Origin of the sequence: Providencia sp. 2.29, from assembly GCF_015832305.1 — a bacterium.
Taxonomy (GTDB): Bacteria; Pseudomonadota; Gammaproteobacteria; order Enterobacterales; family Enterobacteriaceae; genus Providencia; species Providencia stuartii.
Genome location: NZ_CP065420.1, coordinates 2,750,111 through 2,764,409 on the forward strand (window position 1 = coordinate 2,750,111; position 14,299 = coordinate 2,764,409).

16 protein-coding genes are annotated in these 14,299 nt (G+C 41.0%); 8 read left to right on the forward strand and 8 right to left on the reverse strand.

The genetic code is table 11. From position 1 onward, the window contains the following. Positions 1–331 precede the first annotated feature (331 nt). The 4 genes from hxpB to I3B46_RS12690 all read left to right on the forward strand — a co-directional run bounded on the left by hxpB (position 332) and on the right by I3B46_RS12690 (position 4,005). Positions 332–997 (forward strand): hexitol phosphatase HxpB, encoded by a 666-nt coding sequence (gene hxpB, locus I3B46_RS12675; RefSeq protein WP_104873415.1) that lies wholly within the window; start codon positions 332–334, stop codon positions 995–997. 189 nt (positions 998–1,186) lie between these two features. After that, entirely contained in the window at positions 1,187–1,762 is a 576-nt protein-coding gene (locus I3B46_RS12680; protein ID WP_004919040.1) for a metal-dependent hydrolase, read from the forward strand. A 180-nt stretch (positions 1,763–1,942) separates the two neighbouring features. Then, positions 1,943–3,334, forward strand: coding sequence for an L-cystine transporter (locus I3B46_RS12685; protein ID WP_004919037.1), 1,392 nt, complete (start codon positions 1,943–1,945; stop codon positions 3,332–3,334). 281 nt (positions 3,335–3,615) lie between these two features. Next, positions 3,616–4,005 carry a YkgJ family cysteine cluster protein gene (locus tag I3B46_RS12690; protein ID WP_004919036.1) on the forward strand — a complete coding sequence of 130 codons (390 nt, stop codon included), beginning with the start codon at positions 3,616–3,618 and terminating at the stop codon, positions 4,003–4,005. Between the two features lie 319 nt (positions 4,006–4,324). Here I3B46_RS12690 and I3B46_RS12695 read toward each other — a convergent pair whose 3' ends face one another. Continuing rightward, entirely contained in the window at positions 4,325–5,335 is a 1,011-nt protein-coding gene (locus I3B46_RS12695; RefSeq protein ID WP_104873414.1) for a luciferase-like monooxygenase, read from the reverse strand. A gap of 256 nt (positions 5,336–5,591) precedes the next feature. On the opposite strand from I3B46_RS12695, the gene I3B46_RS12700 reads away from it, so the two are divergent. After that, complete coding sequence (locus I3B46_RS12700) at positions 5,592–5,912, forward strand: hypothetical protein (protein ID WP_004919034.1); 321 nt, start codon at positions 5,592–5,594, stop codon at positions 5,910–5,912. Between the two features lie 264 nt (positions 5,913–6,176). Beyond that, positions 6,177–6,365: a YegP family protein gene (locus tag I3B46_RS12705; protein WP_004919033.1), complete on the forward strand. Its 189-nt coding sequence runs from the start codon at positions 6,177–6,179 to the stop codon at positions 6,363–6,365. Between the two features lie 77 nt (positions 6,366–6,442). Here I3B46_RS12705 and I3B46_RS12710 read toward each other — a convergent pair whose 3' ends face one another. After that, positions 6,443–6,763 (reverse strand): AzlD domain-containing protein, encoded by a 321-nt coding sequence (locus I3B46_RS12710; protein WP_004919032.1) that lies wholly within the window; start codon positions 6,761–6,763, stop codon positions 6,443–6,445. A 2-nt stretch (positions 6,764–6,765) separates the two neighbouring features. Then, the gene (locus I3B46_RS12715; protein ID WP_014658184.1) at positions 6,766–7,422 is read right to left on the reverse strand and encodes an AzlC family ABC transporter permease; all 657 of its coding nucleotides are present in this window, start codon (positions 7,420–7,422) and stop codon (positions 6,766–6,768) included. Between the two features lie 81 nt (positions 7,423–7,503). Here I3B46_RS12715 and I3B46_RS12720 point away from each other — a divergent pair, with 81 nt between their 5' ends. Next, the gene (locus I3B46_RS12720) at positions 7,504–8,064 is read left to right on the forward strand and encodes a helix-turn-helix domain-containing protein (RefSeq protein WP_004919030.1); all 561 of its coding nucleotides are present in this window, start codon (positions 7,504–7,506) and stop codon (positions 8,062–8,064) included. A gap of 94 nt (positions 8,065–8,158) precedes the next feature. Here I3B46_RS12720 and I3B46_RS12725 read toward each other — a convergent pair whose 3' ends face one another. After that, positions 8,159–8,509: a hypothetical protein gene (locus tag I3B46_RS12725; RefSeq protein WP_014658181.1), complete on the reverse strand. Its 351-nt coding sequence runs from the start codon at positions 8,507–8,509 to the stop codon at positions 8,159–8,161. A gap of 113 nt (positions 8,510–8,622) precedes the next feature. Between I3B46_RS12725 and I3B46_RS12730 the strand changes: the two genes are divergently transcribed. Beyond that, positions 8,623–8,799: a DUF2526 family protein gene (locus tag I3B46_RS12730; protein ID WP_004919027.1), complete on the forward strand. Its 177-nt coding sequence runs from the start codon at positions 8,623–8,625 to the stop codon at positions 8,797–8,799. Between the two features lie 464 nt (positions 8,800–9,263). Here I3B46_RS12730 and I3B46_RS12735 read toward each other — a convergent pair whose 3' ends face one another. From I3B46_RS12735 to crcB, 4 genes are all read right to left on the reverse strand, one after another. Next, positions 9,264–10,448, reverse strand: coding sequence for a M20 family metallopeptidase (locus tag I3B46_RS12735; protein ID WP_004919023.1), 1,185 nt, complete (start codon positions 10,446–10,448; stop codon positions 9,264–9,266). A 68-nt stretch (positions 10,449–10,516) separates the two neighbouring features. Continuing rightward, complete coding sequence (locus I3B46_RS12740) at positions 10,517–11,755, reverse strand: Zn-dependent hydrolase (protein ID WP_223854756.1); 1,239 nt, start codon at positions 11,753–11,755, stop codon at positions 10,517–10,519. Positions 11,756–11,758: 3 nt separating this feature from the next. Further along, a complete protein-coding gene (locus I3B46_RS12745) occupies positions 11,759–12,982 on the reverse strand; it encodes a hypothetical protein (protein ID WP_004919020.1) in 1,224 nt (407 codons plus the stop codon). 871 nt (positions 12,983–13,853) lie between these two features. Continuing rightward, entirely contained in the window at positions 13,854–14,234 is a 381-nt protein-coding gene (gene crcB, locus I3B46_RS12750) for a fluoride efflux transporter CrcB (RefSeq protein ID WP_014658179.1), read from the reverse strand. Positions 14,235–14,299: the final 65 nt, after the last annotated feature.

Here is a 14,299-nt window from a genome sequence, read left to right on the forward strand (position 1 = left end):
AGCTTGTCATTCCCATATTCCCTTGTGTCGGATATGGATTGCTGTGTTGATATCTCAGCCATGTTATCGAGCATTTTCAATCCATAACTGAATAGTTTCATAAAGATCCAACTTTTGGGGAACGTTCACACTCAAGATAAAGATGACCGTTTCGATATATATAATCAGTCAGTGACTTGCTACAATACTCATCGCAATAAAGGGCTATCAGTTTCAGATGATATGCAATACCTTGAATTGATACGGTGACAAATTAATTGGGTCAATCCTGTTACTGCATACAACACCTTGAAACATGGCAAGGTCACACATACATGAATGGAGTTTTGACATGTACCACAACTTATCCATCCAGTCTGTTATCTTTGATATGGATGGCTTGCTGATTGACTCTGAGCCTTTTTGGGCGCAAGGGGAGCGTGAAATTTTTACTCAATTAGGCATCGACCTATCCATCGCTGATAAACTACCCGATACACTAGGCTTACGAATCGACCATGTCGTAGAGCTTTGGTATCACGCTTCTCCGTGGCAAGGACATAGCCTAAAAGAAGTCGAACAGATGATTATTGATCGTGTTATTGGCTTAGTTGAAGAGCAGCGTCCCCTCCTTCCCGGTGTGCATCACGCATTAGAACTATGCCGTTCAATGGGATTGAATATCGCCCTCGCCTCTGCCTCGCCGCAATACATGTTAGAGAAAGTACTGAACTTATTTGAGATCCGTGATTATTTTTCGGCGGTTGTTTCGGCGGCTGATTTACCTCACAGTAAACCGCACCCTGAAGTTTATCTCAATGCAGCTGCTTTACTGGAGACAAAACCCATCCACTGCGTATCACTAGAAGACTCCTTTAACGGTATGATTGCTGCAAAAGCGGCAAGAATGCACTCAATCGTTGTTCCTGACCAACAGCATTTTCATGATCCGCGTTGGGGATTAGCGGATGTTAAACTCGCATCACTTAATGAACTCACCGAAAAATATTTGCGTTAATTATTTATTGCCGCTTTTTTCGCCCGTCCCTATCACGTTTTGATAGGGATATTACATAAAAGTATAAAACTCTGATGTTATTTGCTAATAACTAAGAGTTTTTTGCATTTCTAGCCCTATCATATTCTTTTTAAACGCTTTATACTGCCCTCCTAACTGTATAGATAAACAGATGGTAATTTATCCACCATGACCGCTGAAGGGCACCTGCTATTTTCTGTCGCCTCATTAATAATGGCACATAAGCTAGAGATCACACCTGAGCTTGCTCAAGGTGATTGGCTGCATATGGTGCCAGGTGCGCTATTGGGGGCATTACTCCCCGATATCGACCACCCTTCATCGATACCCGGCCGGATGTTAAGGATCCTTTCCCTGCCGATTTCCAAATTATGTGGCCATCGAGGTTTTACACACAGTTTAATCGCATGGCTACTATTAGTGCTCGCCTGTTACCAATGGCTACCGGCCAACTGGCCTATTCCTAATGATTTGATCCAAGCATTTTTACTGGGTTATATGAGCCATTTAGTGGCTGATATACTCACCCCTTCCGGAGTTCCCTTCTTATGGCCTCTGCCTTTTCGTTTTTGTTTTCCGTTACTGCGTAGCAAGTCAAATAAACGTGCAGAACGTTTTATCGCGATCGTTTTGGCTGTTTGTGCTTGCTTTATACCCGTTAGTTATAGCTTTGATTTTCATAGCCAATTTGAAAGCATAATAAAATATATTCATAATCAAATAGATATACGCATGTCTACATAGTCATCTATTTTGTAATATACTGTAAGCATCATTCATCATAAGTTATTACTTTTCAGTATAAGAATTGTCTTTTATCTGCTGATAACATATAACCAGTTGTTAGGATGAGCTAATTCCTTATAACCTTTAAGGTTTACAGCGCTAATAACATAATTCAAAAAACTGCGATTGGAGTTCGGAATGAATATTCCTTTAATTATTAATGTGCTTGTCTTTGTAGCACTGCTCATACTACTGGCAAAACTAGGGGCAAAAGGCTGGAGCCTGTCGAAAAAAGTTCTATTAGGTCTGGTTTTTGGTGTGGCATATGGCGTCGCTCTCCATTTGGTGTACGGTACTAATCACCAAACACTGAAAGACTCTATTCTCTGGTTTAATATCGTGGGTAATGGCTATGTACAGCTATTGCAAATGGTGATTATGCCATTAGTTTTCGCATCGATACTGAGCGCGGTCGCACGTCTGCACAAGGCATCATCGTTAGGTAAAATCAGTTTCTTAACTATCGGAACACTGTTATTAACCACTGCAATAGCCGCACTTATTGGTATTTTGATTGCAAATCTTTTTGGCTTAACTGCCGAAGGTTTGGTTCAAGGTCAACAAGAAACTGCTCGCCTTGATGCAATTCAAAATAATTATGCGGGCAAAGTGTCTGATCTAACTGTTCCACAACTTATTTTATCATTTATTCCTAAAAACCCATTTGCTGATCTGACGGGCGCTAGCCCAACATCTATTATCAGCGTGGTTATCTTTGCTGCCTTCTTGGGGGTTGCTGCTCTGCAATTACTCAAAGATGACCAACAACGTGGTGAAAAAGCGCTCGCGGCTATCGATGTGCTGCAAGCTTGGGCAATGAAACTCGTCCGTCTAGTTATGCGCTTAACACCTTATGGTGTCATGGCGTTGATGATCAAGGTTGTTGCAAGCTCTAACCTATCAGACATCATTAATCTAGGCACATTCGTGATAGCGTCGTACGTCGCACTAGCACTGATGTTTATCGTTCACGGTATTTTCATTGCGGTAACAGGCCTCAGTCCTATTAAGTTTTTCAAAAAAGCAGGCCCTGTATTAACATTCGCGTTCACAAGCCGTTCGAGTGCCGCCAGTATTCCTCTGAATATTGAAACTCAAACTCGTCGCTTTGGTGTTCCTGAATCTATCGCCAGCTTCTCGGCTTCATTTGGCGCGACAATCGGTCAAAACGGTTGTGCTGGTATCTATCCCGCTATGTTAGCTGTTATGGTTGCCCCCACCATGGGCATTAACCCATTTGATCCACTGTGGATTGCGACATTAGTTGGGATTGTTACTGTTAGCTCAGCAGGGGTTGCTGGTGTTGGTGGTGGTGCAACATTTGCCGCGCTGATTGTACTCCCTGCTATGGGGTTACCTGTCACACTGGTTGCCTTACTGATCTCCGTCGAACCTCTGATTGATATGGGTCGTACCGCCCTCAACGTCAGCGGCTCTATGACAGCGGGCACGGTCACTAGCCAATTAATGGGTGAAACTGACAAAACCATCTACAACCAAGAGGATGATGGTGAGCTAAAACACGTCTAATTTACATTAGCATAATTTAAGATAAAATTATCCACTGACTGCACCCCAAAAGTTGCAACACGACTGATTAAGGTGCAGTTTTTGTTTTTTAAAATTCTAATCGAATTTATTTATCGTATAGATAATGAGAAATATCAGAATGAAACACTGAAAAATCTTGCCAATCGGAAATAATACGTAAGATAATAGCGTTTGAGCAACGATTCTAGGCCTCCTGCCTATGTTGCGTCAGCCCGTTTTCTGCGGGTCATTATTTCCAAAATTTTTTAGTGATTTTATATATGACCAATATTACTCATATAATAAAAACTGATCCTGAAAATAATCCCTGTGTAAGTTGTGGTGCTTGTTGCGCTTATTTTCGCGTCTCATTTTATTGGGCAGAAAGCGAAAGTGGTGGTGGCACGGTTCCTCAAGATCTCACTGAGCAAATAACACCATTTATGAGTGCAATGAAGGGCACCAATCAAAAACACAATACACGCTGCACAGCATTAACCGGTACGGTTGGTGAATGTGTCTCTTGTGCTATCTATAGTCAAAGGCCTACCCCTTGCCGCGAATTCGAGCAATCTTGGGTTGATGGCGTTCATAATGAAGCTTGTGACCGAGCTAGAGCGGCTCATGGTCTGCCCCCTCTTGAACCCCATCTGCCACAAATCGCTTGTTAGCCGTCTATGACCCAGATTATTCTGGGTTATCTCACTTATCCTCTAAAATAATAGCTAAATGCTACCACGTTGAACGTACTCTGCCATTTTGAGTCGCCCTCTAGCATTGGGAAAATAAGTCGATTCATTGTGCTCAATTGACAGAGCATCGTTTAAAAGCCAGCGTCTTGAATGCAATCTAGCCGAACAGAAGAAGCTTGGGCCACAGGTCAATACCTCTCGTTATCGCCTGTAGCCCATAAAAATGCGGTTAACTCGTGATGCTAAACGGATTTTATATTAATGGGATAAATAGTGTCGCTACCGCTATTCATAAGCGTTACTGCTCTCTCAGCGCCTGCATTGCTTGCATCGCTAATTCAAATGAATATAAGCGGGATTGATGATCAAAAATTTGCCCATTAACCATGATTTCATCCGCTTGAGTTTGACGTAATACGGATTCTAGCCCATGGCGAATTTTGGCTTTATCCCCCACTAATGACATCCCGAGTGCTTGTTGCACGCCAAATTGTTCAGCAGGCGACCAAATTTTCCCCATATCTTCCACTGGAGGTGGTAATTGTGCAGGCTGACCTCTACGTAACATCACAAAAGCTTGCTGCATAGATGTAAATAAAAACTCCGCATCACGAACAGTATCAGCAGCAATAATATTAATACAAACTATTGCATATGGCTTAGCGAGCCTAGATGAGGGCGTAAAGTTTTCCCGATACGTCTGTAATGCCTGTAATAACAAATCAGGGGCAAAATGAGAGGCAAAGGCGAAAGGTAACCCCATTTGAGCTGCAAGTTGCGCACTGTATAAACTTGATCCTAGCAGCCACACAGGTATCTTTTCACCATAACCGGGAACTGGCCTGACAGGAGGATTAGGATCTGTTGCATCAAACCAATTCACCAACTCAGCCACATCGCGAGGGAAATTATCAATATCATGACTCATATGGCGACGTAACGCTCTCATGGTTTGTTGGTCACTCCCAGGCGCTCGACCGATCCCTAAATCAATTCGATTAGGATATAACGTATTCAATGTGCCAAACTGCTCAGCGATTACTAGCGGTGAATGATTGGGTAACATCACGCCCCCAGAGCCAAGATGCAGTGTTGTGGTATTGGCGGCAAGGTAACCAATCAACACCGAGGTGGCGGCACTGGCAATTCCCGTCATATTATGATGCTCTGCAAGCCAATAACGGTGGAAGCCAAGTTTCTCGGCCAATTGGGCTAAATCTAAAGAGTGAGAGAAAGCCTCCTTCGCAGAAGCGCCTTGTGGAATAGGTGCGAGATCTAATATTGAAAATGGAATTTGTATCTCAGACATAACGGCTCACTTTGTTGCTATTTTGTTATTTAACTACCATGCTAATCGATTATCATGCCGCCTTCCAGCCACTCAAGTAGACACCGCACAAGTGATGCTTTTTTATAGTCCTTGTCGATACGAGCGGGGCTAATTAAGTAGAAAATATGGAAAAAGTGCAGTAATTGTGAAGCTTCGGTCAAAGGAGGTAAAAGCGATTGCGGCAAAAAATGAATTAATTGATTATCTGAATCAATACAAATAAGAGGATATATCAATGAACAAACTAAATTCTGGTTTACTTGCTCTCATGTTAATGTCTGTTGGATTTGCCGCAGCAGCCAACGGCCCTGATAACCGCTCTTCACGCCCACATATGGGGAACCACCACAATGTGTTGTTTAGTGTTGCTCAACAAACAACGACACCGAATGAGACATTGAAAAAATTAGCGAATGACGCACCAAAAGCGGCTGATGGTAAACGTTACCTTGTTAAAATGAGTATTGTTGAAGTGCCTGAATATGTGCCAGCAAAACAGAAACCCACATCACAACCAACAAAGAGTGCACCAGCACCAGAGCCTGCTGCACAATAAACGCTAAAATAAAATATCTATAGATGCGACCTTTTAGATTAATATGCAGAATCAAATAGCATCTATTCTTCATATTCGTTATCTTAAACTAACAATAATTAGTTCTATTAATCCTACGATTGCCTCTATGTTATAGAGGCTTTTTTTTCAAATTAAATAGGCTCTGAAACTAGTAAATTTGCCTATTTATTTCTAATCTTAAGAGGCAATAGCGAGTATTGCGACATTCTGAGTGTCCACTTTATACCATTTTTGGAGTCAATCATGGGTTATTTTGAACTGAAAAAATCAACAAAAGACACCGCTCAGCCTTATTATTTTGTTCTTAAAGCGGCCAATCATGAGATTATCGCCAGTAGCGAGATGTATTCAACTAAACAAGCGGCATTAAAAGGGATTGCTTCTGTCCAAAAAAATGCAGCAACGGACGAAATCAAAGATCTTACCGTTTAATTTCCATCCACTCGTTTTATCAAATTATTGTGAATTAAACGCCCTTGTCCGTTTGAACGGGGCGTTTTAAGCTAATATCAAAAAATTAAGCGCAGTAATGCGGTCACCACAGAAGCAGATAACACAATGACAATAAAAGGTTTTTGATACCAAGTAAGCAATCCGGCTACACATACACCAATTATTTTAGGTATATCCGAAAAATGGTCACCTTCAAATACTGTCGAAGTCATCGCAACTGAAAACAAGATCACAATAGCTGCTGCTGAAAACAGAGCCTTGCTATTATCTGATAAAATAATTTTTCCTTTGAGCAAGGCACCCGATGAGCGCATTAGATAAGTGCCCACTGCCAGCAATAAAATTCCACTCAAAATCAGCCATGGGTTATCCATCATTATTAACCTCTCACATATATAACTAAGCTTAATAAGGCCAGTAATACGGGGATCCCTGCTGGTAAAAAGGGAGTAGCGATCACGGCAATCACAGCACCAACGATTGCCGCTAACCGCAATCGCTTATCTTTCAATGCGGGTAATGAAAGCGCCAATATAATTGCGGGGAACATCGCATCCATACCAAGTGTATGAGTATCTTGAATAAAGCTTCCTACACCTTCACCAATCAATACGCCTATTGGCCAACAAATTAATATCCCTAATCCGCATAACCAAAATGCCGCTCTTTTTTCTTTTTCAGTTTCCTGAGATAACCCAAATACCACACTTTCATCATTCATAATATGATAACCCAATAGCGCTTTTGGGCCTTTCCCCGCTAATTCACTGACGGCAAAGCTAAATGGAATATGCCGTGAATTCACGAGTAACCCCGCCAAGGCAGCAGAAATAGGGCTTCCGCCTGAAAAAATGACCCCAATAAAAAGAAATTCTGACGCCCCTGCTAACACTAAAATAGAAAGAGTCAAAGGAACCCAAAAATCAAATCCTTGAGAATGCGCTAGTGCCCCATATGAGATGCCGACAATTAAATCCGCAAGACAAACCAGTGCAATGTTTTTTACCGTGCTATGATTAAGCGTTGAGGTTAGCATAATGAGTCGTTCGATATATAATGCGTTCGTTCATTATGTCGGTAGTTATCTAAAAGTGCAATCAAAATAGGAAACTAAAACTTGAGCTCCTTCACTCCACCTATTGAGTTAATCGCCAAAGCATTAGTCAGAGAACGGCAAAAAAGTGGTCTGTCACTCTCCGAACTCTCTCGTCAGGCGGGCATTGCTAAATCGACACTCTCGCAACTAGAGGCCGGAAATGGCAATCCAAGTATTGAAACTCTATGGGCTATCTGTGTCGCTTTAGATGTGCCGTTTTCTCGATTAATTGAAGATAGACATGAGCCAGTCACCGTCATTCGCCATGGTGATGGTATTCAAGTCAGTGCTGAACATGCTAATTATCTCGCTTTTTTACTTTCAGCAGCACCCGCAAACTCACAACGTGATATCTATACTGTGGTTGCTGAGCCTGGGCGAGATCGTATTTCAGAACCTCATATGCGTGGTGTGAGTGAACATATTATTTTGATGAGCGGTCGTGCCATGGTTGGCCCTTTAGATAACCCAACAGAGTTGTTTCCCGGTGACTATATCCACTACCCCGGTGATGAGCCGCATATTATGCGAGCACTTGAGCCAAATACCATGGCTGTCATGATCATTGATAAACAAAATTAGATGTCTACCATTTGACGCATGCTCAATAGATAGAGCCTCAGTTATCACATAAGGCTCTATCTGAGTTTTTATCTAATTAAACGCTAGCAAGCGCCTATTCCCAAAAGTAGATATTTTTCTCTTGCCACCCTTTTCTTTTCATACAACTCATATATTCGCGATGGCGGCTATCTTTATTCACATCCAAAACATAACTTTCCGTCTTGGGAACTTTTTCCTCATAAGTTTTCTCTTTACCGCATTCATCGTTTTTCTTGCATTTTTTCGTAATTGTTTCATACACCGTTCTTTGGGCGACTTCGTTACGAACTGGAAATCGCTTAAAAGAATCAAATTCACATTGTGAATCTGCCTCTTGGTAAGTCCATTCCACAGGGCCTATTGGTTCCCATTTTGATGTACAAGCACACAGTAGAAAACACAGCAGTATAACGGTTAATTTCAATATCTTATTCCTATGCTAGATGTAATAAAAAATAAATCATCGACAGCCACAATAAATAATACTACCCACATTCCATGTGTTATAATTTTTAATCATGTCTATTGGAGATAGTTATGCAACACTACGACAATATTGTTAAACACGTTGACGCACTATTAGCAGAAAACTCAATCTCAAATATGAATATATTGCTGGCACAGCTTTCTCACGACGCTCAATTAACACAAGAGCAACGTTTCGAGCAGCAACAACGTTTAAGAAAAGCGATATTTAAACATCATGAGTCTTAGCTTAATTGTGATGAGTTTCAATTATTGTTACTCATCACAATATAAGTAAAACTTCACCGAATTATATTAATGAAAACAAGCATGTCAATAAAATAGGCCACTTAAGTGAAATATACAATCATTTGTTTATATTTGACTATGCGTATTTTGGTAAAATATTTTAAACACTATATTAATAATTTATTTATTCGTCGCAAAATCACCATTTTTAATAGAATAAAAATAAAAACGTTCTCTCTCTTTATATTTATAGCTAAATTTTAATCTTAATACTTCACGTATTCTAAAAATTTTAAATTGCGTCTCTTTTAGGGGAGATGATATTTATGGCTAGATTTATTTTTGATGTTCACAATATCCATCAAGGTATCTTGTGATTTAACGATGAGATAAAACGATTCTATCGGCAGGTAATAATACAAATAAAACCTTGCCGCGATTATCGCGACAAGGTGAACCATCAACTAGAAATTATCCTGTTGTAAATAGGACCATGCATATTGTGCATACAGTTCAGCTCCCGTTGCCATTGCGTCTTCATCAATATTAAAACGCCCATGATGGTGCGCCCACTGTGTATCTTTATCAGGGTTTCCTGAACCTAATAAAGCAAAACAACCTGGAATATTTTCGATATAAAAACTAAAGTCTTCGCCACCTGTCGTTGGTTTTTCAAACATCAACGCATCTTCACCAAATGCTTGTGTAATGACAGATTGCGCCAATAGCGCACTACGCTCTTCATTGATCACAGGCAGTGTTCCATACGTATAAATAACTTCTGCTGTAGCCCCATACATCGCTGCGGTATGTTCTGCATAACGTCTGATAGCCGCTTCAATACGATCCCGAGTTTCGATATTAAAACAACGTACCGTTCCGTCTAATACTGCATTCTCCGCAATAACATTAAAACGCGTTCCCACGTCCATTTTACCGATACTGACCACTGCAGACTCAAGTGCCGATGTTTCCCGTGAAATGACAGCTTGTAAGTTCATCACAAAAGAAGAAGCCACAACAGCCGCATCGACCGTTGCTTCAGGCATCGAACCATGGCCGCCACGTCCTTTAAACTTCACGACAAGTAAATCCGCCGACGCAAAGGTTCCCCCCACATTACAAGAGACTTTCCCAGAGGGGGTTGTAGACCAAATATGCATCCCAAAAACGTTATCAACATTGTCAATTGCACCTTGCTTGACCATTTCACGTGCACCTTGAGCAATCTCTTCCGCCGGTTGGAAAATCAACCTTACATTGCCTTTCAAATCTTCACGAATTTCATACAACGCTTTTGCCGCCGTCAGTAACATAGAGGTATGCGCATCATGACCACAAGCGTGCATTTTTCCTTGATTTTGAGACTTATAGTCTAATGCATCATTCAGCTCAAGTACGGGTAGCGCATCGATATCAGCTCGTAATGCAACGGTTTTTCCCGGTTTACCGCCCTTAATTTCCGCGATAATGCCTGTTGGCTCTGTTAAACGATATTCGATACCGATTTTACTTAACTCTTCCGCAATCCGTTTAGTGGTTCGTACTTCTTCCCATGGCAATTCAGGGTGTGAATGCAGGTCTCGACGAAATGCAATCATATCTGCGGTATGTTTTTTGATCGCTGCTGTAATTGTTGTGTTTACCATTTTTCTACCTTTACCTTCTTATGCACAGACGCCTTCATCTGCTTAATCACATAATACTTCTCTTCACTTTAACACTCTGTTAGCGAACGAACCGTCGCGAACATTACATCGGCTCCTAGCGCAATTTGTGCATAATCCGTCCATTCATCAGGGTGATGACTTAACCCATTACGGCTAGGCACAAAAATTAGCCCCGTGCGCGTAATACCGGCAAAAATCATCGTGTCATGTCCCGCACCACTGACCATAGTGCGATAACGCAAACCTTGCTTTTGTGCATGTTGTACCATCAATTGATGGATTTCAGGGGCTAATTCGGTAGGAGACACATAAAGAGGCTGAACGATATCACTTTGAATATTGCCTTTAGCACTCTCTTGTTTCACCAATGCAATGATCTGCTCGATGGTGTTACGCAAAGCGGATTCATTTCTTGAGCGAATGTCGACGCTAAAAGTCACTTCACTTGGGATCACATTTGCGCCATTTGGTAAGACGTTTAATCGCCCTACTGTTGCAACCGTATTATCCCCAGCGGCAGTAGCAATATCAGGAATTTGGCTAATGATACGGCTAGCGTTGACTAATGCGTCAGCGCGCATATCCATTGGTGTCGTTCCTGCATGTCCCGCCTTACCGCTTAGCTTCACTTCCAGTTGTGCAATACCAACAATAATATCTACAATTCCAATATCTTCATTGGCCTGCTCTAGCACTGGACCTTGTTCAATATGCAATTCTAAAAAAGCTTTGACTGATGAAGGTGCCAGCACCGCCTCTGCCGCCTTATCTGCATTAAAGCCCGCATCTGCCATGCGTTGCGCTGCCGAAACACCCTGCCTATCTTTCAGTTGATATAGCGTTTGAGTTCCGATAAGCCCAGTAATGACACTTGATGCCATCAAGCCACGACCAAAACTCGTTCCTTCCTCTTCGACTAATGCGATCACTTCAAGAGGGTAACGGGGTTGCAATTGTTGTTCACGAATGCGCGCAACCACATCTAACCCTGTCACAATTCCTGCCGGGCCATCAAAAGCGCCGCCATGGGGAACAGAGTCAAAGTGTGAACCAATAATCACAGCAGGCAATCCCTCCTCTGAGCCTTCTAAACGACCATAAATATTACCGATGGCATCTTCTCGAACTTGCAAGCCAAGTGCTCGCATTTGCTGTTTTATATAATCACGTGCTTGCTTATCTTGCTCGCTATAGCTCATTCGTGTCGTTCCTTGACCCGGCGTTGCTGTAAATTCAGCCAATTGTTCTAAATGGCGTTGTATTCTTAATGTACTTGTTTCCATCATCATTTACCCTGCAAGCGGTGTAATAAAACCAACCATAATCCCAGCCAATACCACAGAAACCATGGTTACTGAGATAAATCCACCAACTAACATCGGCCCTAACATATGTCCGGTCAAAATTTGACGCTCTTTCTCATCTTTGGTCAGCGCATTGATGGCTTCATTCGTAATGATATAGTCGGCAGGGAAGCCATACAGTGCGGTTAACGACACGGCAAAGGCCATCTCTTTAGAGACACCCAGTATTTTTCCCACAATCCACGAAGCTAAATACATCCCAATGACGGCTGCAATGATCAGCACCAACATAGGGTAGACAAGCCTTAATAACATGTCTGGGGTTGCATGATTCAGGGTGTCAAAAATAAATAGCATTAACGCCATAATGGCAAAACCAAAACCATTCGCTTTTTGTAGCGGTTGTCTTTCCAAAAAGCCCAGTGACGATGCAATAACGCCAAATAGTAAACATAATACAAACGGGCTAATACTCACGATAGGTGCTGCCCATGTAGAAACTAAATAAGCAAGGTACCCCACCGCTGCTAAGCGCAAAAACTTGAAGTAACTGGTATTGTAGTGAGAAGGAATTTTTTTAAATAATCTCGGCATCTCATCTTCTGAAACGACTGTTTTCACTTCAACATTATCGGCCCCTTCAACCGATAATGACGCCTTCCACTGACCATGACGATATTGCTCAAGCACTCGACGCCCTTCACGTTTTAACATTACCGCTGTCAATGGATAACCCGCAAACCCCTGCATAACGTAAATAAGGATGGCAAAAACCGATAGGTCAATAAGACCCGCATCAGCAGCACCTTTAGACATGATCAAGGATGACACGATACCACCGACTAATGGAGGGATCGCCACTAATACTGTATTCAGGTCAAATAACACCATTCCGACAGCATAAATAAAAACAATGATGCCCAAGATCCCTGATAACGAAATTAAAATGGTTTTCCACTGCCGCAACAGCTCTTTGAGTGATAGCAGCGTTCCCATATTAGTAATTAACAGATACATCAACATCACCGCCACGACTTGCGGTATTCCGGCAATGCTGACGATATCTTTAGGGAAGAATGTCCAATAACCGAATAGGAATAAAACAGCACATACAAATACGGAAGGGATCCACGCTTTGGTTCTTACTGCAATAGCATCCCCAATGTATAAAATCAAAACGATAATAAACAGTGCTAACATCTGTGACATAACTTTTCCCCGTCAATATCTGTTTCTAATTCAATTTTCTTTAGATGATAAATTTTATTATTTATTTTTATACAAAATATATTTTTAGTGATGGTGTGATATATAGCCAAAATTAAGATTATTTCGCTGCTATTAATAAAAAACAGCAGTAAAAATCATAATATCATCGAAAATCAATATGTATAGATAACGTTCTAGAAGAATGGGCGAATAGCAAAATAGAAAACTCATCCCCTTAGTAGTGATAAATGACACCATAGCGTCATATAACATTAGAATTAGTCTGTTTTTTAGCTAAAGAGTAGCGTTATCGTTCTAATTAAAGCTCATTAACAATGAATAACACTTTAGTTTATTTATTAATCAACGGGATTATATTCTGTTGTCAGATGGAGAGTTTGCAAAAAATATACTTATTATTTTTAGAAAAGAATAATTTTGTAGGCAAGTAAAAGCAGTTATTCCAAACAATCTACTTTATTACTAATTTGTTAAATTTAACCCTCGAAACGTGTTTTTTTACTCACAATAACCATAAAATGACGACTAACCATCACTAAGATCACATACTATCTGGTGATATTTTAGCCAAAAATAATGGGGGATTTATTGTCGAGATAGTCTTTAATAATATCATAGCTAAAGTGCGTTAGATTTCTTAAGTCATCCTTTTAGCCATAATGGAAAAATAACCACCTCAAAATACACCATCGTGGAATAACAGACTATTTATTGCTGTTGATCTCGATTTTACAGATCAATTGGGGAAATATTTTACGATTGCCGCTCTCAACACAGCAATATCAGAAGATGATTATCGAATGCCTAACAACCACATTTTTCACCTACATCTATCTACCCTACTCGTTGATTACGACTGAGTGAGCCAGTGGTGACTCATCATGCCTAAAAAAGTAAAAATGAGTGCGCCTATGACATGAATGGCGATTGTGCTCAATGCAACCATTAACTTCCCTTCTTGGATCAACGTTAATACTTCCAAAGAGAAAGTGGAAAATGTAGTAAACGCGCCACAAAAGCCGGTGACAATAAATAGTTTATAATTGGGGCTAATATTGGCATTGGCAAAATAAGAAATGGCAAAACCGATAACAAATCCCCCGACAAGATTGACAAAAACAGTTCCCATCGGAATATTTGGGTATAAGTTATTCAGCTTCAGCCCCACAAACCATCTTAGCCAGCCACCTAAAATTGAGCCTAATGCGATAGAAAAAAGTGATGCATACATACGAAGCCCCTTATCGCGCTTAAGGGGATAAATGAACGGGATCTCTCTCATTTATACCCCAAATA